15 protein-coding genes are annotated in these 19,007 nt (G+C 66.9%); 6 read left to right on the forward strand and 9 right to left on the reverse strand.

The window, feature by feature from the left end:
• Positions 1 to 32: 32 nt before the first annotated feature.
• Complete coding sequence (locus tag NJD74_RS07590; RefSeq protein ID WP_319623899.1) at positions 33 to 1,109, reverse strand: YeiH family protein; 1,077 nt, start codon at positions 1,107 to 1,109, stop codon at positions 33 to 35.
• A 104-nt stretch (positions 1,110 to 1,213) separates the two neighbouring features.
• Between NJD74_RS07590 and NJD74_RS07595 the strand changes: the two genes are divergently transcribed.
• A complete protein-coding gene (locus NJD74_RS07595; protein ID WP_102788505.1) occupies positions 1,214 to 2,110 on the forward strand; it encodes a LysR family transcriptional regulator in 897 nt (298 codons plus the stop codon).
• Between the two features lie 36 nt (positions 2,111 to 2,146).
• Entirely contained in the window at positions 2,147 to 4,030 is a 1,884-nt protein-coding gene (locus NJD74_RS07600; protein ID WP_070473161.1) for an ATP-binding cassette domain-containing protein, read from the forward strand.
• 249 nt (positions 4,031 to 4,279) lie between these two features.
• Here NJD74_RS07600 and NJD74_RS07605 read toward each other — a convergent pair whose 3' ends face one another.
• Both NJD74_RS07605 and NJD74_RS07610 read right to left on the reverse strand, forming a co-directional pair.
• Complete coding sequence (locus NJD74_RS07605; protein ID WP_019183110.1) at positions 4,280 to 4,741, reverse strand: cytochrome c; 462 nt, start codon at positions 4,739 to 4,741, stop codon at positions 4,280 to 4,282.
• Positions 4,742 to 4,749: 8 nt separating this feature from the next.
• Complete coding sequence (locus NJD74_RS07610; protein WP_019183109.1) at positions 4,750 to 5,142, reverse strand: c-type cytochrome; 393 nt, start codon at positions 5,140 to 5,142, stop codon at positions 4,750 to 4,752.
• Between the two features lie 205 nt (positions 5,143 to 5,347).
• Between NJD74_RS07610 and NJD74_RS07615 the strand changes: the two genes are divergently transcribed.
• From NJD74_RS07615 to NJD74_RS07625, 3 genes are read left to right on the forward strand one after another with little or no spacing between them, the layout of a single operon-like run.
• Complete coding sequence (locus NJD74_RS07615) at positions 5,348 to 6,493, forward strand: MexH family multidrug efflux RND transporter periplasmic adaptor subunit (protein WP_046273773.1); 1,146 nt, start codon at positions 5,348 to 5,350, stop codon at positions 6,491 to 6,493.
• Positions 6,490 to 9,999: an efflux RND transporter permease subunit gene (locus NJD74_RS07620; protein ID WP_319623900.1), complete on the forward strand. Its 3,510-nt coding sequence runs from the start codon at positions 6,490 to 6,492 to the stop codon at positions 9,997 to 9,999. Before NJD74_RS07615 ends, NJD74_RS07620 begins: the two co-directional genes overlap by 4 nt.
• Complete coding sequence (locus NJD74_RS07625; RefSeq protein ID WP_319623901.1) at positions 9,996 to 13,091, forward strand: efflux RND transporter permease subunit; 3,096 nt, start codon at positions 9,996 to 9,998, stop codon at positions 13,089 to 13,091. Before NJD74_RS07620 ends, NJD74_RS07625 begins: the two co-directional genes overlap by 4 nt.
• 187 nt (positions 13,092 to 13,278) lie before the next feature.
• On the opposite strand, the gene NJD74_RS07630 is transcribed toward NJD74_RS07625, so the two are convergent.
• The 6 genes from NJD74_RS07630 to ykgO all read right to left on the reverse strand — a co-directional run bounded on the left by NJD74_RS07630 (position 13,279) and on the right by ykgO (position 17,983).
• Positions 13,279 to 14,499: a TraB/GumN family protein gene (locus NJD74_RS07630; RefSeq protein ID WP_102788351.1), complete on the reverse strand. Its 1,221-nt coding sequence runs from the start codon at positions 14,497 to 14,499 to the stop codon at positions 13,279 to 13,281.
• 4 nt (positions 14,500 to 14,503) lie between these two features.
• Positions 14,504 to 15,034 carry a GNAT family N-acetyltransferase gene (locus NJD74_RS07635; RefSeq protein WP_019183104.1) on the reverse strand — a complete coding sequence of 177 codons (531 nt, stop codon included), beginning with the start codon at positions 15,032 to 15,034 and terminating at the stop codon, positions 14,504 to 14,506.
• A gap of 19 nt (positions 15,035 to 15,053) precedes the next feature.
• Entirely contained in the window at positions 15,054 to 15,941 is an 888-nt protein-coding gene (locus NJD74_RS07640) for a carbon-nitrogen hydrolase (RefSeq protein WP_319623902.1), read from the reverse strand.
• Between the two features lie 329 nt (positions 15,942 to 16,270).
• Complete coding sequence (locus tag NJD74_RS07645; RefSeq protein WP_088433119.1) at positions 16,271 to 17,305, reverse strand: agmatine deiminase family protein; 1,035 nt, start codon at positions 17,303 to 17,305, stop codon at positions 16,271 to 16,273.
• Between the two features lie 46 nt (positions 17,306 to 17,351).
• Complete coding sequence (locus NJD74_RS07650) at positions 17,352 to 17,678, reverse strand: hypothetical protein (RefSeq protein WP_019183101.1); 327 nt, start codon at positions 17,676 to 17,678, stop codon at positions 17,352 to 17,354.
• 179 nt (positions 17,679 to 17,857) lie between these two features.
• The gene (gene ykgO, locus NJD74_RS07655) at positions 17,858 to 17,983 is read right to left on the reverse strand and encodes a type B 50S ribosomal protein L36 (RefSeq protein ID WP_017355593.1); all 126 of its coding nucleotides are present in this window, start codon (positions 17,981 to 17,983) and stop codon (positions 17,858 to 17,860) included.
• A gap of 194 nt (positions 17,984 to 18,177) precedes the next feature.
• Here ykgO and cmk point away from each other — a divergent pair, with 194 nt between their 5' ends.
• The gene (gene cmk, locus NJD74_RS07660; RefSeq protein WP_046273768.1) at positions 18,178 to 18,858 is read left to right on the forward strand and encodes a (d)CMP kinase; all 681 of its coding nucleotides are present in this window, start codon (positions 18,178 to 18,180) and stop codon (positions 18,856 to 18,858) included.
• Positions 18,859 to 19,007: the final 149 nt, after the last annotated feature.

Here is a 19,007-nt window from a genome sequence, read left to right on the forward strand (position 1 = left end):
CGATAGTGTCGCAGAAGTCCGCCCGGCGTGCCTCAGCCCAGCAGTGCGCGCACGCCCAGGTTGATCCCCAGCCCGCCCGCCAGCAGCCAACCAAACAGCAGCAGCGCCAGCAGCAGCGGCTTCATACCGGCCTTGCGCAGGGCCGACACATGCGTGGTCAGGCCAAGCGCGGCCATGGCCATGGCCAGCATCACGGTGTCCAGATCGATCGCCGCGCTGACGATGGCGGCCGGCAGCACCTGCAGCGAGTTGAGCCCGGCCACCGCGACGAAGCCGAACGCGAACCACGGCACCACGATCTTCGTGCGCTGGCCGCACGCACCCGGCATGCCACCGCGTGCGAGCAGCATCGACAGCCCGATCAGGAACGGGGCCAGCATCATCACCCGCACCATCTTGGCGATCACGGCGGTGTCGGCAGCCCCCTCGCTGACCGCGCGGCCGGCGGCGACCACCTGGGCGACTTCGTGCACGGTCGAGCCGGTGAACACGCCGTAGGCCTGGGTGTCCATCGGGATCCACCCGTGGGCAAGGTTGAGCTGGTACAGCGCCGGGTACAGGAACATCGCCAGCGTGCCGAACACCACCACGGTGGAGACCGCCTCGGTCACCTGGTCCGCGCGCCCGCGCACCACCGGCTCGGCCGCCATCACCGCGGCCGCACCGCAGATCGAGCTGCCGGCACCGATCAGCAGGGCGCTCTCCCTGTCGAGGCGGAACCAGCGCGTGCCGGCCCACCACGCCAGCGCGAAGGTACTGGTCAGCACCAGCGCATCGGTCAGCACCCCGCCGACACCGACCTGGCCGATATCCTGGAAGGTCAGGCGCAGGCCGTACAGCACGATGCCCGCACGCAGCAGCCAGTGCTTGGAGAAGCCAACGCCGGCACCGGCCGAAGCCGCCAGCCGTGGGTAAAGCGTGTTGCCCAGCGCGATGCCGAGCACGATGGCCAGGGTCAGCGCGCTGATGCCGTGCCTCTGCAGCCACGGCAGCGGCGCCAGTCCCATGGCCGCTGCAGCCACGGCGCCGGTCAGCAGAAGCCCGGGAAGGCGGCCGCGCCAGCGCTGGGCGGTAGTGGGTGAGGGCAGGGCGGCTGCAGGGGTGTTCACGGGTAGCTCCAGTCAGATCACAGCGATAGCCTGCGCCCCGCGCATAAACCTGTAAAACGCATTGGTTCTGTTATTTCGACCTGTTTGGTGCGTTAATGGCCGTCATGCACCTCACCCTCCGCCAATGGCAGGTGTTCGTGGCGATCGCCGACGCCGGCACCACGGCTGCGGCAGGGGCGCAGCTGGCCTTGTCGCAATCGGCCACGAGCGCAGCGCTCAATGAACTGGAAAGCCAGCTGGCCAGCCCGCTGTTCGACCGCATCGGGCGCCGGCTGATCCTCAACCCGCAGGGTCGGGCGCTGCTGGATCCCGCCCGCGCGCTGCTGGTGGCCGCGGCCGATCTGGAGCGGCTGGCCGGGGTCGGGCAGGTCGCGTCCGGTGCGCGGCGCCTGCTGCTGCGGCTCGGGGCAAGCACCACGATCGGCAACTACCTGCTGCCGTCCCGCGTCGCCACGCTGCTGGCCGACAACCCCCAGGCCCAGGTGGACCTGCGGATCGGCAACAGCGCCGACGTCGTCGCGGCGGTCCAGCGCCTGGAGGTGGATCTGGGCCTGATTGAAGGGCCCTGCCACGAAAGTGGCCTGCAGGTGCTGCCGTGGCAACGCGACGACCTGGTCATCGTGGCGGCGCGCGGGACCACCCCGGCGCGCATGGAAATCGCAGCGTTGGCGCAGGCCCGCTGGCTCCTGCGCGAGCTGGGCTCGGGCACCCGCGAGGCGGTCGAGCAGGCGCTGCTGCCACACCTGCATCACTTTGCCCGCGCCATGCAGCTGGGCAGCACCGAAGCAATCAAACAGGCGGCGGCCGCCGGGCTCGGCCTGGCATGCCTGTCGCGGCACGCTGTAGCCGATCTGATCGCGCTGGGTACGCTGGTCATCGTCGATACCCCGCTGCCGCCGATGTCGCGCCAGCTCTGGGTGGTCCGCCATCCGGGCAAGCGGGTGCCCCCGGCGCTGTGGGCGCTGCTGGGGCTGCCTGCGGGCGTGTTCGGTCAGGAGTAAGCGACGCTACGCACCGCCAGCCCGTACAATGGTCGGATGCCTCTGATTACTCTGCAAAACGTCGACTTCAGCGTCGGCGGCCCCCTGTTGCTGGAAAAAGCCGAACTGTCGATCGAGCCGGGCGAGCGTATCGCCCTGATCGGCCGCAACGGCGCCGGCAAATCGACCCTGCTCAAACTGCTGTCCGGCGATCACAAGCCCGATGACGGCGAAGTCCGCGTGCAGCAGGGGGTGCGCATCACCCGCCTGGAACAGGAGGTCCCGCACGGTGCCGCCGGCAGCGTGTTCGATGTGGTTGCCGATGGCCTGGGCGAGCTGGGCCAGTGGCTGGCCGAGTTCCATCACCTGAGCATGGCCGAGGATTTCGACGGCGATGCGCTCTCGGCCGTGCAGGCCAAGATCGATGCCGCCAACGGCTGGGGCCTGGACCAGCGCGTCAGCGAAACCCTGACCAAGCTCGACCTGGACGGCGATGCCGAATTCGCGCGCCTGTCCGGCGGCATGAAGCGCCGCGTGCTGCTGGGCCGCGCGCTGGTGTCCTCGCCGGACCTGCTGCTGCTCGACGAACCGACCAACCACCTGGACATCGAAGCCATCGACTGGCTCGAAATGTTCCTCAAGAACTGGAACGGCAGCGTGGTGTTCGTCACCCATGACCGTCGCTTCCTGCGTGCACTGGCCACCCGCATCGTCGAGATCGACCGCGGCCAGGTCACCAGCTGGCCGGGCGACTGGGCCAACTACGAGCGCCGCCGCGAAGAGCGCATGAACGCGCAGGCGCAGGAAAACGCGCGCTTCGACAAACTGCTGGCCCAGGAAGAAATCTGGATCCGCCAGGGCATCAAGGCCCGCCGCACCCGCGACGAAGGCCGTGTGCGCCGCCTCAAGGCGATGCGCAACGATCGCTCGCAGCGCCGCGAACTGGGCGGCAACGTGCGCATGGAAGCGGCGCAGGCGGAGAACTCCGGCAAGAAGGTCATCGACGTCAAGGACATCTCGTTCGCCTTCGGCGAGCGTGTGATGGTCAAGGACTTCAGCACCGTGATCCTGCGCGGCGACCGCATCGGCCTGATCGGGCCGAACGGCAGCGGCAAGACCACGCTGCTCAAGCTGCTGCTGGGGGACCTGCAGCCGCAGAGCGGCGAAGTGCGCGCCGGCACCAACCTGCAGATCGCGTATTTCGACCAGTACCGTGCCGTGCTGCGCGAAGACTGGACCGCGATCGAGAACGTGGCCGAAGGCCGCGATTTCATCGAGTTCAACGGTAAGCGCAAGCATGTGCACGCCTACCTGCAGGACTTCCTGTTCTCGCCCGAGCGCGCCCGCGCGCCGATCACCCGTTTGTCCGGTGGCGAGCGCAACCGCCTGCTGCTGGCCAAGCTGTTCGCGCAGCCGTCCAACCTGCTGGTGATGGATGAACCGACCAACGACCTGGACGTGGAAACGCTTGAGCTGCTGGAAGAGCTGCTGAGCGATTACACCGGCACGTTGCTGCTGGTCAGCCATGACCGTGACTTCCTGGACAACGTGGTCACTTCCACGATGGTGATGGAAGGGGACGGCGTGGTCGGCGAGTACGTGGGCGGCTATACCGATTGGCAGCGCCACGCTGCACGCGTGGCCGCCGCGGCCGCCGCTGCGCCCGTGGTGGCGGCCAAGCCGGTTGCTGCGGCGGCTGCCGCTGCCGCGCCGGCCGAGGCCAAGCGCAAGCTGAGCTACAAGGACGCGCGCGAGCTGGAACAGCTGCCGCTGAAGATCGAAACGCTGGAGAAGGACGTCGAAGGCCTCACCGCCGCGATGAACGACCCGGCGTTCTATCAGCGCAGCGCCGCGGACATGGCCGCGCACAACGCGAAGCTTGCCAAGGTCCAGGCTGAGCTGGACGCCGCGTACGCGCGCTGGGAAGAACTGGACGCCTGACCCGGTGATCGACGTAGAGCCGACCATTGGTCGGCTTGACGGTACGGGACGTATGGCACCGACCGCTGGTCCGCCGCACGCGTAACGCCGACCGTTGGTCGCCTCACCTGTAGAGCCGACCGTTGGTCGGCTGGCGTCAGTGGTTCATGGCGCCCGAACGAAGCGCAGCCGACCAACGGTCGGCTCTGCCTGTCAGGGCTTCGTGGGGCCGGATGGAAGGCCGCCGACCAACGGTCGGCGCTACCGTCGTCATTTCAGGCCGTGCAGATCCCGCAACTGGGTTGGGCGTGAGCCGAAATACGCGGCCAGGTCGGCGATGTCCTGGTCGCTCAGGTCGGTCGCCTGCGGGGTCATCAGCGCGTGCTGGCGATCCCCCGCGCGGTAGGCCTGCAGGCTGTGCGCCAGGTAATCCCCGTACTGCCCACCCAGCTTCGGGTAGGTCGGGTCGATCGGCTTGTTGCCGTCGGCGCCGTGGCAGTCGATGCAGCTCTGGCCGGTGGCTTTGCCTTTGACCTGGGCACGCGCCTCACCGGCGGCGATGCGGCCGGCCGGCAGGCCGGCGGAGGAGCCGGACCCGTGTTCACCACTGGCGTGGCCCGGATCGGCGGCGGAATCTGCGCTGTTCTCCACCTGAGACTGCGAACACGCAGTCATCAGCAGGGCAACGGACAGGGCGATGGCGTAACGCTGGAGTGGCGTGGCTTTCGACATGAGCGCGCTTATTTGACGGTGGACAGGTAAACAGCGAGATCGGCGATCTCCTGTTCGCTGAAACTCATCGACTGCGCCTGCATCGTCGGATGCTTGCGCTTGCCGTGGCGGTACTCGGTCAGCGCCTGGCTGAGGTACTCACGGGTCTGCCCGCCGATCTTGGGCACTTTGTAGCTGGGATAGGCGTTCTTGTACCCGGTGATGCCGTGGCACCCCTGGCACGTATAGGCCAGGACCCGGCCATTGTCGAACCGGCCGGTGACGGCGGCAGGCGCCGGCGCGGTGGCGGCCGGAGCGGGGGTGGCAGGGACTGCAGGAGCGGGTGTTGCGGCCTGTGCGGCGGCCCCGAGGGGCAGGAGGACGGCCAGAACGAGACAAGCGGCGAGCGGCTGCGGGCGCATGATGTCCTTTTCCGATAAACGGGTCTGGTCGTTCCGGCGTGGGGTACGGAACTGGGCCGAGTATAGCCTGCCATTTCATCTAGCTGAAACCGGGCCGGGGGAGGCCATCGCCGCAGGTCACCATGACCTTTGGGATATGGTGTGGTCGTGACGTGGTGCATTACTTTGCTACCACACCTGCCCACGCATCCTTAGGGACACGACGATGTCGCGACAATCATTCCTGCTCGGCCGCACCGGACGCTGTGCCGCTGCACTGCTGATCACCTCCACCCTGCTGCTGAGCGGCTGCGGTGGCGCCGGCCCGGCCGAAGCCAACGCGGCCGAGAAGGACGGCAAGGCCGAGAAGAAGGTCGATGCGGTCCCCGTCGAAGCCGTCGCGGCCAGCCGTCGCGCCGTCGCTGCCAGCTACACCGGTACGGCCGCACTGGAGCCGCGTGGTGAGTCGCAGGTGGTCGCCAAGACCTCCGGCGTCGCGCTGGCGGTGCTGGTCGAAGAGGGGCAGCAGGTGCGTGCCGGGCAGCCGCTGGTGCGGCTGGATCCGGACCGTGCGCGCCTGGCCGTGGCGCAGAGCGAAGCGCAGATGCGCAAGCTGGAGAACAACTACCAGCGCGCCCAGAAACTGGTGGGCCAGCAGATGGTCAGCGCCGCCGATGTCGACCAGATCAAGTACGACCTGGAGAACGTCCGCGCGCAGTACCGGCTGGCCACGCTGGAACTGTCCTACACCACGGTGATCGCGCCGATCTCGGGCGTGATCGCCTCGCGCTCGATCAAGACCGGCAACTTCGTGCAGATCAACACGCCGATCTTCCGCATCGTCGACAACTCGCGCCTGGAAGCTACGCTCAACGTGCCCGAGCGCGAGCTGGCCACGCTGCGTCCGGGCCAGCCGGTGACGCTGCTCGCCGATGCGCTGCCGGGCAAGACCTTCCCGGGCACGGTGGACCGCATCTCGCCGGTGGTCGATGCCGGCAGCGGCACGTTCCGCGTGGTCAGCGGCTTTGGCGAAGATGCTGAAGGCCTGCAGCCGGGCATGTTCGGCCGCATCCGGATCGACTATGACCAGCGCGCCGATGCCTTGGTGGTGCCGCGCCTGGCGCTGCTCGACGATGGTGAGCCGGCGGTGTTCCGCGTCCGCGATGGCAAGGCCGCGCGCGTGCCGGTCAAGCTCGGCTATGCCGAAGGCCCGTGGGTGGAGATCCGCGAGGGTCTGGCCGCAGGCGATCAGGTGGTTACTGCCGGCAAGGTTGCCCTGCGCGACGGCACCGCGGTGCAGGTGATCGGCGCCAAGCCGGCCGCCACCGCTGCTGCCAAGCCGGCACCGGCCAAGGCGGAGAGCCGTCAATGACAGCGGCCGGCAACGACCACGGCAATGATCCGCACCAGGGCGATCGCCCCGGTGCCCACGGCGGCGGCCTGGTGGAATTCGCCACCCGCCGCCGCGTCACCATCGCGATGTTCACCGTCACCCTGATGCTGTTCGGCTTCATCGCGCTGGGCAATCTCAAGGTGAACCTGCTGCCCGACCTGAGCTATCCGACCCTGACCGTGCGCACCGAGTACACCGGTGCGGCCCCGGCGGAAATCGAAACGCTGATCACCGAGCCGGTCGAAGAGGCCGTGGGCGTGGTCAAGAACCTGCGCAAGCTCAAATCGATTTCGCGTACCGGGCAGAGCGATGTCGTGCTCGAATTCGCCTGGGGCACCAACATGGACCAGGCCAGCCTGGAGGTGCGCGACAAGATGGAAGCGCTGAACCTGCCGCTGGAGGCGAAGTCTCCGGTGCTGCTGCGCTTCAATCCGTCTACCGAGCCGATCATACGCCTGGTCATCTCGGCCAAAACCGATCCTTCCAGCGATGCCGAGGCCGTGCGCCAGCTCACCGAGCTGCGCCGCTATGCCGATGAAGACCTGAAGAAGAAGCTGGAGCCGGTGACCGGCGTGGCTGCGGTGAAGGTGGGCGGCGGTCTGGAGGATGAAATCCAGGTCGACATCGACCAGCAGAAGCTGGCCCAGCTCAATCTGCCGATCGACAACGTCATCAAGCGGCTCAAGGAAGAGAACATCAACATCTCCGGCGGCCGCCTGGAGGAAGGCTCGCAGCGCTACCTGGTGCGCACGGTCAACCAGTTCGCCGATCTGGAGGACATCCGCAACCTGCTGGTGACCACGCAGAGCAGCAACGGCAGCGCTGCCGATGCAGCGATGCAGCAGATGTTCGCGATCGCCGCCTCGACCGGCTCGGATGCCGCCGTTGCCGCTGCCTCTGCCGCGCAGAGCGCATCCAGCAGCAGTTCCACCAACATCGCCAACGGCGTGCCGGTGCGGCTGAAGGATGTCGCCACCGTGCGCCAGGGCTACAAGGAACGCGAAGCGATCATCCGCCTGGGCGGCAAGGAAGCGGTCGGGCTGGCGATCTACAAAGAGGGCGATGCCAACACGGTCTCGACCGCCGAAGCGCTGCGCGCGCGCCTGGAGCAGATCAAGGGCCAGGTGCCCGGCGATGCCGAACTGACCACGATTGAAGACCAGTCACGCTTCATCGAACACGCCATCAGCGACGTCAAGAAGGACGCGGTGATCGGCGGCATCCTCGCCATCCTGATCATCTTCCTGTTCCTGCGCGACGGCTGGAGCACGTTCGTGATCAGCCTGTCGCTGCCGGTCTCGATCATCACCACGTTCTTCTTCATGGGCCAGCTCGGCCTGAGCTTGAACGTGATGTCGCTGGGCGGTCTGGCCCTGGCCACCGGCCTGGTGGTGGATGACTCGATCGTGGTGCTGGAGAGCATCGCCAAGGCGCGCGAACGTGGCCTGAGCATCCTGCAGGCGGCCATCGCCGGCACCCGTGAAGTGAGCATGGCCGTGGTCGCCTCGACCCTGACCACCATCGCGGTGTTCCTGCCGCTGGTGTTCGTCGATGGCATCGCCGGCCAGCTGTTCCGCGACCAGGCGCTGACCGTGGCGATCGCGATTGCGATCTCGCTGCTGGTGTCGATGACCCTGATCCCGATGCTGAGCTCGCTCAAGGGCCGCCCGCCGCTGGCCTTCCCCGAAGAACCGGCGCACCAGCCCTGGCAGCCGGACAGCCGCTGGCTGAAGCCGGTCGCCGGCAGCCGCCGGGGCGTGGGCACGCTGGTGCGCTGGATCTGTTTCGGTATCGCGTGGTCGGTGATCCGCGTCTGGCGCGGCCTGGTGGCCGTGGTCGGGCCGGTGATGCGCAAGGCCAGCGATGTGGCGATGAAGCCCTACGCCGGTGCCGAGCGCGGTTACCTCAAGCTGCTGCCGGGCGCGCTGCACCACCCGGGCAAGGTGCTGGGCCTGGCCGCGCTGGCCTTCGTCGGCACGATGGCGCTGGTGCCGATGCTCGGGGCCGACCTGATCCCGCAGCTGGCGCAGGACCGCTTCGAAATGACCGCCAAGCTGCCCGCCGGCACGCCGCTGAAACAGACCGATGCGCTGGTCCGTGAGATGCAGCTGGCCCACGCCAAGGACGCCAGCATAGCCTCGTTGTACGGCGTCAGTGGCAGCGGCACCCGTCTGGATGCCAGCCCGACCGAAAGCGGCGAGAACATCGGCAAGCTGACCGTGGTGATGGCCGGGGGCGGCAACGCGCGCACCGAAGCGGCGATCACCGAGCGGCTGCGCGAATCGATGCAGCAGCACCCTGGCGTGCAGGTCGATTTCGCCCGCCCGGCGCTGTTCAGCTTCTCCACACCGCTGGAAGTGGAACTGCGTGGTCAGGACATGGCCACGCTGGAAACGGCCGGCAAGGCACTGGCCGCGATGCTGCGTAACAACCCGCATTACGCCGACGTCAAATCCACGGTGGAAGAGGGCTTCCCGGAGATCCAGATCCGCTTCGACCAGGAGCGCGCCGGTGCCCTGGGCCTGACCACGCGGCAGATCGCCGATGTGGTGGTCAAGAAGGTGCGCGGTGACGTGGCTACGCGCTACAGCTTCCGCGACCGCAAGATCGACGTCCTGGTGCGGGCCCAGGAAGGTGACCGGGCCAGCGTGGACAGTATCCGCCGCCTGATCGTCAATCCGGGCAGCAACCGGCCGGTGACGCTGGATTCGGTGGCCGAGGTGGTCGCCACCAACGGCCCGAGCGAGATCCATCGCGCCGACCAGACCCGCGTGGCGGTGGTGTCGGCCAACCTGCGCGACATCGACCTGGGCGGCGCCGTGCGCGAAGTGCAGGACATGGTGGCCAAGCAGCCGTTGGGGGCCGGTGTCGGCATGCACATCGGCGGGCAGGGTGAGGAGCTGGCCGACTCGGCGCGCTCGCTGATCTTCGCCTTCGGCCTGGCCATCTTCCTGGTGTACCTGGTGATGGCCTCGCAGTTCGAATCGCTGCTGCATCCGTTCGTCATCCTGTTCACCATTCCGCTGGCGCTGGTCGGCGCGATCCTGGCCCTGATGCTGACCGGCAAGCCGATCTCGGTGGTGGTGTTCATCGGCTTGATCCTGCTGGTGGGCCTGGTGACCAAGAACGCGATCATCCTGATCGACAAGGTCAACCAGCTGCGCGAGGCGGGCGTGCCCAAGCGTGAGGCACTGGTGGAAGGGGCGCGTTCGCGCCTGCGGCCGATCATCATGACCACGCTGTGCACGCTGTTCGGCTTCCTGCCGCTGGCGGTGGCGATGGGCGAGGGCGCCGAAGTGCGCGCGCCGATGGCGATCACCGTGATCGGCGGGTTGCTGGTCTCCACCCTGCTGACGCTGGTGGTGATCCCGGTGGTGTACGACCTGCTCGACCGTCGCGGCGATGCCTACTACCGCGAGCGCGGCCGCCACCTCAAGCCGCCGCTTGCCGATACCGGCCATGGCACTGCACAGGAGCCGGCATGAGCATTGCCGAGTTCTCCATCCGCCGGCCCATCACCACGATCATGTGTTTCGTGTCGTTGGCGGTGGTGGGCCTGATCGCCTCGTTCCGGCTGCCGCTGGAAGCGCTGCCGGACATCTCCGCACCGTTCCTGTTCGTGCAGGTGCCGTACACCGGTTCCACGCCAGAGGAGGTCGAGCGCAACATCATCCGGCCGACCGAAGAAGCACTGGCTACGATGACCGGGATCAAGCGCATGCGCTCCTCGGCCACCTCCGAAGGCGCCAGCATCTTCATCGAGTTCACCGACTGGGACCGCGACATCGCCATCGCGGCCTCTGATGCCCGTGAGCGCATCGATGCGATCCGCAGCGACCTGCCTGACGACCTGCAGCGCTACAACGTGTTCAAGTGGTCCAGCAGTGACGACCCGGTGCTGAAGGTGCGCCTGGCCAGTGCGACCGACCTGACCGGCGCGTACGACATGCTCGACCGCGAGTTCAAGCGGCGGATCGAACGCATCCCCGGTGTGGCGCGGGTCAACATCTCCGGCGCCCCGCCGAATGAGGTCGAGATCGCGATCAGCCCGGACCGGCTGACCGCGCATAACCTGAGCATCAACGAGCTCAGTGACCGCCTGCGCACGCTGAACTTCTCGATCTCGGCCGGACAGATCGACGACAACGGCCAGCGCGTGCGCATCCAGCCGGTGGGTGAAATCACCGACCTTCAGGAACTGCGCGATCTGGTCATCGACAACAAGGGCCTGCGCCTGGGTGACATCGCCGAGATCCGGCTCAAGCCCACCCGCATGAACTATGGCCGTCGTCTGGATGGCAACCCGGCCGTGGGCCTGGACATCTTCAAGGAGCGCAGCGCCAACCTGGTGGAGGTTTCGCGCGCGGCCCTGGCCGAGGTCGAGGCGATCCGCAAGCAGCCCTCCATGCGCGATGTGCAGATCAAGGTCATCGACAACCAGGGCAAGATGGTGACGTCCTCGCTGCTGGAGCTGGCCGAGGCCGGCGCGGTGGGGCTGCTGCTGTCGATCACGGTGCTGTTCTTCTTCCTGCGCCACTGGCCCTCCACGCTGATGGTGACCCTGGCGATCCCGATCTGTTTCGTGATCACCCTGGGCTTCATGTACTTCGCCGGCGTGACCCTCAACATCCTGACCATGATGGGCCTGCTGCTGGCGGTCGGAATGCTGGTGGACAACGCCGTGGTGGTGGTGGAGAGCATCTACCAGGAACGCGAACGGATGCCGGACCAGCCGCGTCTGGCCTCGATCATCGGTACCCGCAACGTGGCCATCGCGCTGAGCGCCGGCACCCTGTGCCACTGCATCGTGTTCGTGCCGAACCTGTTCGGCGAGACCAACAACATCAGCATCTTCATGTCGCAGATCGCGATCACGATCTCGGTCTCGCTGCTGGCCTCCTGGCTGGTCGCGGTGAGCCTGATCCCGATGCTGTCCGCGCGCATGCAGACCCCCAAACTGGTGCATTCGGACAGTGGCGTGATCGCCCGCCTGCAGCGCCGCTACGCCACCTTGCTGCAGTGGACGCTGGAACACCGTGGCTGGAGTGTGTTCGGCATCGTGATGGTGATCCTGATCAGCCTGGTGCCGATGAAGCTGACCAAGATCGACATGTTCGGTGGCGAGGGTGGCCACGAGGTGTTCATCGGCTACAACTGGAAGGGCGCCTATACCTTCGGCCAGATGTCCGAGGAAGTCGCCCGCGTGGAGCGCTACCTGGACGATCACCGCGAGGAGCTGCACATCACCCAGGTGTACTCCTGGTACAGCGAGCAGGAAGGCAGCAGCACGATCGTGACCTTCGATACCGAGCACGCCAAGAACATGCCCGCCGTGCAGGAAGCCCTGCGCAAGGGCCTGCCGCGTTCGGCGCGTGCCGATTACGTGGTCGGCAACTCCGGCGACGGCGGTGGCGGCGGCAACAACCAGGTGCAGGTGCAGCTGGTGGGTGACTCGACCAAGATGCTGCCGGAGATCGGCGAGGAAGTGGTGCCGCTGCTGGCCCAGCGCAAGGAGCTGCGTGACGTGCGTATCGACAACGGCGAGAAGGGCAGCGAGTTGTCCATCCACGTTGACCGCGAGCGCGCGGCCGCGTTCGGCTTCAATGCCGAGCAGGTGGCCAGCTTCGTCGGCCTGGCCCTGCGGGGCGCGCCGCTGCGCGAGTTCCGCCGCGGTGACAGTGAAGTGCCGGTCTGGGTGCGCTTTGCCGGTGCCGAGCAGAGCAGCCCGGAAGACCTGGCCAGCTATACGGTGCGTACCGGCGACGGTCGCTCCGTGCCGCTGCTGAGCCTGGTGGATGTGGCGATCAAGCCGTCGGCCACGCAGATCGGCCGCACCAACCGGCAGACCACGTTGACCATCAAGGCCAACCTGGCTGAGAAGGTCACAGTGCCGGATGGGCGCAAGGCGATGGAGGAAACGCTCAAGCCGATGAGCTTCCCGGCCGGCTACACCTTCAGCTTCGACGGCGGCGACTACGGCGATGACAACGAAGCGATGGCGCAGATGATGTTCAATCTGGTGATCGCGCTGGTGATGATCTACGTGGTGATGGCAGCCGTGTTCGAGTCGTTGCTGTTCCCGGCGGCGATCATGAGCGGCGTGCTGTTCTCGATCTTCGGGGTGTTCTGGCTGTTCTGGATCACCGGCACCTCGTTCGGGATCATGTCCTTCATCGGCATCCTGGTGTTGATGGGCGTGGTGGTGAACAACGGGATCGTGATGATCGAGCACATCAACAACCTGCGCCGCCGCGGCATGGGCCGGACCCAGGCGCTGGTGGAAGGCTCGCGCGAACGCCTGCGCCCGATCATGATGACGATGGGGACCGCGATCCTGGCGATGATTCCGATCTCCATGACCGACACCCAGCTGCTCGGCAACGGCCCGCCGTACTACCCGATGGCCCGCGCCATCGCCGGCGGCCTGGCGTTCTCCACGGTGGTCAGCCTGCTGTTCCTGCCGACCATCTACGCGATGCTTGATGACATGAGCACGGCGGTGTCGCGGATCATCCGGCGTGCGCGTGGCCGCGGCGTCGAGGCCCCGGTGGTCGAGCCCGGCGCAGAATCGGTTTGAGGGTGCATGGAGGCCCGTTGGGCGGGCCTCCTTTTTTTTCGGAACGCACCCACGTATGGCGTCCATATACGAATGGAAACGGCGGCCATCACCCTGGTACGTAGCCCGGCACTACCTGCGGTTCCCCATTCGTGCACAAAAAAGGCCACGCATTGCGTGGCCTTTCGATTCACAGCCGGCGCGGGAATCACCCCGCGACTTTGCCCCACACCTGGAACCCGGTCAGCCACAACCCGAGCATGCTGCCCAGGTTGGTCAGCATGAAGGTCAGCACCACGCGGGTCACCCGGTTGCGGTACCAGCCCTTGACGCTCTGCGCGTCGTCGCGCAGCTTCAGGAAATCCTCGTAGGCCGGCTTGCGCAGGCGCGCTTCCACCAGGGCCGAGAACGCGCCGGTCGGGATGCTCAAGCGGAACGGCTTGAACGGTGCCACCACGATCGCGGTCAGGATGCTCAACGGGTGGCTGCCGGCCAACAGGCAGCCCAGTCCGGCCAGGCCGCCGGTATACATCGCCCAGACCGCCAGCAGTTCACTGCCGACCCCCAGGCCACCACGGTAGAAGCCCACGCCGATGCCGGTCAGCACGATGGCCAGGATTGCCAGCGTGATCCACGGAATGTTGCGCTTCTTCGGCACGTCTTCCAGCGACTCGCGCAGCGGGCCCGGCGCATCGGTGTCGGTTTCCAGGTATCTGGCCAGACCGGCCAGATGACCGGCGCCGACCACCGCCAGCACTTCGCGCTGGGCCGGGTCATGCACTTCACGCAGGCGCGTAGCCATGTAGCGGTCGCGCTCGCCGATGATGGTTTCGTACAGGGCCGGGCTCTCGCTGGCGAACTCGCCGAAGCTGGCTTCGAGCATGTCGCCCTGCTTGAGCTTCTCGATCTCGTCTTCGCCGACTTCCTCGGAGGCGAACAGGCCGGCGCCCAGGCCCATCACCAGCTTGATCTTGCCGAAGAAGCCCAGCCGCTGCGAGGCGCGCTTGAAGGTCAGGCCGACCTCACGGTCGATCAGGTGCACCGGCAGGTTGCGTTCGTTGGCCATCACCACCGCGCGCTTGAGTTCGGCGCCGGGCTCGATCTCCAGCTGCTCGGCCAGGCGGCGCTGGTAGGCGGCCAGGGCGAGGTTGGCCGCGAACAGGGCGACGCGCCCCTTGCGGATCACCTCCACCAGGTCCAGCTTGGCCAGGGCGTCCGGGTTGGTCAGTGCCTGCAGGCGCTGCGCGTCCAGTTCGACCGCGACCGCATCGAAGCGGCCACTTTCAATTGCACGTTCCACCGCTTCCACGCTGGCCTGCGAGACGTGCGCGGTGCCCAGCAGGGTGTAGCGCACGCCATCGCGCTCGACCACGCGCACGGGTTGACCGGCGAACAGGGTGTCGCCGGCCTCGATCAGGGTATCTGTCATTGCATCATTCATTCGAAGGGGCGCTGTCGGCACCATCGCCGAGCGCGCGCTGCATCTGGACGGTATCCAGCCAGCGGCCATGCTTGCGGCCGAGGCCGCGGAAAACGCCGACGGTATGGAAACCGAAACGCTCGTGCAGTTTGATGGAGGCGGTGTTGGTCGGCTCGCCGATGACGGCCACCATCTGCCGGTAACCGCGTGCGACGCAGGCATCGATCAGGCCCTGCATCAGCGCGGTGCCGACGCCGCGGCCCTGGAAGGCGGCATCCACGTAGACCGAGTTCTCCACGGTCCACTGGTAGGCGATCCGGCCGCGGTAGGTATTGGCGTAGGCATAACCGGCCACCTGGCCATCGACCTCGGCCACGATGTACGGAAAACCGCGGCCGACGATGTCCTGCATGCGGCGGCGCATTTCCGCCGCCTCCGGAATCTCGTACTCGTAGGTGTTGACGAAGTCGGTCACTTCCACCGCATAGATCGCGGTGATGGCCGCGATATCGGCATCGGTGGCGTCGCGCAGCTGCACGGTCACGGTGGGGTGTCCTGGTCGGTCAGTCGATGTAGCGCTTGAGCAGATCGCCGTAGGCATCGATGCGGCGATCACGCAGGAACGGCCAGATGCGGCGGACGTGTTCGCTGCGCTGCAGGTCCACATCGCAGACCAGGACGGTCGGCTCGCCACCGGCTTCGGCGATGAACTCACCCTGCGGGCCGAGCACATGGCTGTTGCCCCAGAACTGGATGCCCGACGCGCCCAGCGGCGACGCTTCATGGCCGACGCGGTTGCAGCTCAGCACCGGCACGCCATTGGCCACGGCATGGCCGCGGTGACTGAGCACCCACGCATCGCGCTGGCGGCCCTGTTCGTCGCGCTGGTCATCCGGGTCCCAACCGATCGCGGTGGGGTAGAGCAGCAGCTCGGCACCGGCCAGCGCCATCAGGCGGGCCGCTTCCGGATACCACTGGTCCCAGCACACGAGCACGCCCAGGCGACCCACCGACGTGTCGATCGGGGTGAAGCCCAGATCGCCCGGGGTGAAGTAGAACTTCTCGTAGAAGCCCGGATCATCCGGGATGTGCATCTTGCGGTACTTGCCCAGCAGCGTGCCGTCTTTTTCAAAGACCACTGCGGTGTTGTGATACAGCCCGGCCGCGCGCCGCTCGAACAGCGAGCCGACGATCACCACGCTGTGCTTCCTGGCCAATGCGCCCAGGCGCTCGGTGCTCGGGCCGGGGATCGGCTCGGCCAGATCGAACTCCTCGACCGACTCGTGCTGGCAGAAGTACGCACCGTTGTGCAGTTCCTGCAGCAGGATCAGCTTGGCACCCTGCGCGGCCGCTTCAGCCACGCGCGCTTCGATGACGGCCAGATTGGCCCCGGCATCGCCGTGGTTGCGCTCCTGGATCAGGGCGACGGAAAGGGTGTGGCGTGAGCTCATCCGGAGACGGTCCTGCAAGGGGAAAAACGCAGTTTATCGCGGATGGGTGCACGCAGCGTGCTGGCTGCTAAATGGCTGACACCCACGCGTCGGGTAGTGCCGGCCGCTGGCCGGCTCCGCAGCAGCATCGGGACAAGCCCAAGCGCGTGGCTGCGGCGGCTGGGCTGGCGGGTGCGGAGGTGCGGGACGCGCCGTAAACCCTTCCCTGGGAGCTCGTGGGCGCCATCCATGGCGCCCTGACGGTCCCGCACCTCCACACCCGCCATCCCTTCGACAGTGCGTCGGTGGTCTGGCAAACAGCGGTAGCCCACGACCGTTGGTCGTGGCGCTTAAGCCAGCAACCCCGCCGGCAGCTGCATCGTGATGCAGTGCAGGCTGCCGTTCTGCCAGATCAGCGAGCGGCACGGCACCGGCACGATCTCGCGGTCCGGATAGGCCTGGGCCAGTACCGCACGCGCGGCCTCGTCGGCAACATCCCCGTAGGCCGGCATCAGCACGGCACCGTTGAGGATCAGGTAATTCGCGTAGGACGCCGCCAGGCGGCGACCTTCGTCGATCACCGGCTGCGCCCACGGCAGCGGGAACAGGCGGTACGGCTGGCCGTCGGCGGTACGCAGCGCCGCCAGTTCGGCGCCCATCGCCTGCAGTTCGGCGTAATGCGAATCGCTGGCGTCATCGCAGGCCTGGTAGACGATGCTGTCGGTCGAAGCGAAGCGCGCCAGGGTATCGATGTGGGCGTCGGTGTCGTCGCCTTCCAGATAGCCATGGTCCAGCCACAGCACACGCTCCTGGGCCAGCCAGGTGGCCAGGTCGGCGCTGAGCGATTCGCGGCTGCGGTCCGGATGACGCTCGTGCAGGCACTGCCAGGTGGTCAGCAGGGTGCCGGCGCCGTCGGTCTCGATGCCGCCGCCTTCCAGGGCGAACGGAATGCTCTGCAGCTCGGCATTGTTGAACAGGCCTGCGGCATGCAGCACGCCGACCAGCTGGTCATCCAGGCTGGCGTCGAACTTGCCGCCCCAGCCGGTGAAGCGGAAGTCCAGCAGGCGGAAGCCACCATCGGCGCGCTTGAGCGTGATCGGGCCGGAATCGCGCAGCCAGGTGTCGTCGTACTGGGCGGTCACGAACCGCACGCGGTCCGTATCGATCCGGTTCGAGCGCAGGCGCGCATCGGCGTACGCCTCCAGGTCGTCATCGGCAACGATGATCACCACCGGCTGGAAGCGGGTGATGGCCGCGACGAGCGCGATGTAGGTGTCCTCGACGTCACCCAGGCGGTCGGCCCAGTCGGTGTCGGCGTGGGGCCAGGCGATCAGGATGGCGGACTGGGATTCCCATTCGGCCGGAAAGCGGAGCGTGTCGTTCATGATCTCGATGCGATGGCCCGCCGGCTGGCGGGCAAAGGGAAAGGGGTCAGCGGATCGGCGGTTTCGGCCCGATCTCGTTGGCGTCGGCGCGGTTGGCGACCACGTCGATCACCTTCTGCTTCTCGAAGTAGACGGTGAACTGCGGGTAGACCCAACGGTTGATCGTCGGCCACTGGCGCTTCTGCCCGCCGCGCGGTTCCAGGCGCTCGCCCGGGTCGCCGAACCGGGCCTGGACCTGCTGCATGCTCTGGCCGCGGACGGGCAGGGCGATGGCGGGCTTCTCGCGGCTGCGGTCGATCAGCAGGGTGTCGGCGTGGGCGCTGGAGATGGCCAGTACGGCCAGCAACGGCAGGGTGGTCAGGTAACGCTTCATCTCGATCTACTCCCCAGTGGTCAAGAAGGTGGAAGGTCCCGCGGCGACAGGTCTGACACCGGCGGTCGTGGCTACCCGGCGATTACAACAAAAATGGCAGCAAAAAGCCGCCCGGAGGCGGCTTTTTGTTCATCACCCGGCCCGGTGAGGGGCCGGTGGTGGCCGTGAGGCCAGCCGGCTCAGCGCTGGCGAGCCTTGAAACGCGGGTTCGACTTGCAGATCACGAAGATCTTGCCGCGGCGACGGACGACCTTGCAGTCACGGTGACGGGACTTGGCCGACTTCAGGGAAGAAAGGACTTTCATTGCATACCTCGGCGTAAACGTTGGATTCGGTTGGAGCGCGGCCGCGATATGCAGATGACAATCGGCAGGTGACGCCCGTTCAAGCCCGCCATTCTACCGGGCTTTTTTCCATCCTTTCAAGTGGTTGCACCAAAAAGGTCTCGGGAGGCCCCGGGCAGGGGCTAGAATGGGCGGTCAATTTTACAGGGAAACCCATGAATCAGCTTCCTTCCGTGCTCACCATCGACGGTCCCTCCGGGGCCGGCAAAGGGACTGTCAGCCGCATTGTCGCACGCCGGTTGGGCTGGCATTACCTGGATTCGGGCGCCCTGTACCGGGCGGTGGGCGTGGCCGCCAGCTGGGCTGATATCGATACCTCCGACGCCTCGGCGCTGGTCCGCTGCACCTTCGACACCCACGTGCGCTTCGTGGAATCGGCCGATGGCGGGCTGCGGGTGCTGGTCAACGAGACCGACGCCACCGACGAGCTGCGCCTGGAGACCACCGGCGCCCTGGCCTCGGCCATCGCGGCCATCCCGGAGGTCCGGGCGGCGCTGAAAGAGCGCCAGCGCGCATTCAGGATGGAGCCGGGGCTGGTGGCCGACGGTCGGGACATGGGGACGGTGATCTTCCCGGACGCCCCATTCAAGGTGTTTTTGACCGCCAGCGCCGAAGAACGGGCCGAGCGGCGGCATAAGCAGTTGAAAGACAAGGGTGTTTCGGTTAACTTTGACGACCTCCTGCGCGAGATCATGGCCCGCGACGCCCGTGATGCACAGCGCACAGTGGCGCCCCTGAAGCCGGCAGACGATGCCGTCGTCATCGACACCAGTGGTATTGGCATCGACGCCGTCGTTGCCAAGGTATTGGATCTGCTTCCGGTTTCGGGTGCCTGATCCGTTGTAAAGGAGGGCCGTCAGTCCATCGACGGTGTCGCACCATCGCAAGGCAACAAAAGCTCCGTCCCGCAATGATGCGTGGCGGTTTTCCTACTTAACACACGACCTGCGTTACCGGGGTCGACCAACAGGCGGGCATCAAGCGG

This window comes from Stenotrophomonas sp. RG-453, from assembly GCF_033843685.1.
Taxonomy (GTDB): Bacteria; Pseudomonadota; Gammaproteobacteria; order Xanthomonadales; family Xanthomonadaceae; genus Stenotrophomonas; species Stenotrophomonas bentonitica_A.